This is a genomic window from Micromonospora sp. DT4, from assembly GCF_049841675.1.
Lineage (GTDB): Bacteria > Actinomycetota > Actinomycetes > Mycobacteriales > Micromonosporaceae > Micromonospora.
Map to the genome: position 1 here is coordinate 1 of NZ_JBNCKT010000268.1, position 1,720 is coordinate 1,720.

General features: G+C 66.4%; 2 protein-coding genes. Both read left to right on the plus strand.

The features are described from left to right. Positions 1-193 precede the first annotated feature (193 nt). Positions 194-625, plus strand: a complete 432-nt coding sequence (locus ACLQ24_RS29525; protein WP_425895012.1) for a hypothetical protein — start codon at positions 194-196, stop codon at positions 623-625. Beyond that, the gene (locus tag ACLQ24_RS29530; protein ID WP_425895013.1) at positions 622-1,647 is read left to right on the plus strand and encodes an IS3 family transposase; all 1,026 of its coding nucleotides are present in this window, start codon (positions 622-624) and stop codon (positions 1,645-1,647) included. The genes ACLQ24_RS29525 and ACLQ24_RS29530 overlap by 4 nt, the downstream gene beginning before the upstream one ends. Positions 1,648-1,720 lie beyond the last annotated feature (73 nt).

A 1,720-nucleotide genomic window follows, 5' to 3' on the forward strand; every position in this document is an offset into this window, starting at 1 on the left:
AAAGCCGCCGCGCATCACGTACCGCAACACCCATACACGGACAACGATCACGGCACCTTTGGATTACTGGTCAATATCTACCTGTCAAAACTACCCGATCAGATATGCGTACCTGCCGGCAGCAGAGTGGAGATAGACAGCCCGTCTACCAGGGGATACTTTTCCTGGACGGACCTGAGGAGAGATCATCAGCATGACGTCGAAGCCCCACGAGAGTCTGGATCCGGACGGCCGGCCCCAGCGGCGGACATTCACCGCAGAGTTCAAGGCGCGGATCCTGGACGAGTACGGCGCGGCGCCGGACGCGGCGGCTCGCGGGGCGATCCTGCGCCGGGAACGGTTGTACGGGTCACACATTCTCGACTGGCGTAAGGCCCGAGACGCCGGAGCCTCAGCCGGCCTGACGGACCGGCGGCAATCGGCCGCGCGGGCAGCGAAAAAGGCCGAGAACGCCGAACTTGCCCGTCTTCAGCGGGAGAATGCCCGCTTGCAGGCGAAGTTGGCCAAGACCGAGACCGCGTTGCAGATCATGGGAAAAGCGCACGCGCTCTTGGAACTGCTCTCCGAGAGCGCGGATTCCGCGCCGATGCCGAACCCGTCCTCGCCGAGGCGCAACAGGCGCTGACCCCGCTGTGGGGCATCGCCGGGGCGTGCCGGCTGACCGGTGTCTCTCGCGCGACGCTCTACCGGCGTCGCACACCACCGCTGGTCTCGAGGCCGCGGGCGCCGCGTAAGCCACCGCCGTCGGCGCTGTCGCAGGCCGAGCGGGAGCAGGTGCTGCAGCTGCTGAACCGGCCCGAATACCAAGATCTGGCACCGGCGCAGGTCTGGGCCCGCGAACTCGACGAGGGCCGCTGGTGGTGCTCGGAGTCCACCATGTACCGGATCCTGCGGGCCGCCGGGCAGAACGGCGAACGCCGTGCCCAGGCCACGCATCCGGCCCGTACCAAACCCGAACTGGTGGCCGACGCGGCCAATCAGGTCTGGTCCTGGGACATCACGAAACTACGCGGCCCGGACCGAGGCGTCTGGTTCCACCTCTACACGGTCATCGACATCTGGTCCCGCTACGTCGTCGGACACCTGGTCGCCGCACACGAGGACGGACAACTCGCCGAAGCGCTGATCGCCGACGCCGCCGCCCGCGAACGCGTCGACCCCGACCAGTTGACCGTGCACGCCGACCGCGGAGCGGCGATGACCAGCAAGACCGTCACCCAACTGCTGACCGAACTGAAGATCGGCCGTAGCCACAGCCGACCCAAGACATCGAACGACAACCCGTACATCGAGGCCAGCTTCAAGACGCTGAAGTACGACCCGAGCTTCCCAGACCGATTCGGGTCGATCCAGCACGCCCGGCAGCACTGCGAGGCGTTCTACACGTACTACAACCACGAACACCGACACTCCGGAATCGGCCTACACACCCCGGCCTCGGTCCACCACGGCACCGCCGGACAGATCCGTGAACAGCGGCAACGCACCCTCGACACCGCCTGGGCCGCGCATCCCGAACGGTTCGGGCGCCGCCGCCCACAACCACCCCGCCTCCCCGACCGGGCATGGATCAACAAACCCGACAACAACGACCCCGAACAGGCCACCATCCCGGCCATGACCAGCCAACCAGCAGCACAAAACTAAGAGCGACCGGCAATAGGCGTCACTTGAGTCGGCGGGTTGTCGGTCGGGTGTCCCAGCGATAGAGCGTGCGGGC

Bases quoted from the DNA above. Each gene is read 5' to 3' on its own strand.
- ACLQ24_RS29525 (WP_425895012.1), top strand. From the start codon at position 194: ATGACGTCGAAGCCCCACGAGAGTCTGGATCCGGACGGCCGGCCCCAG.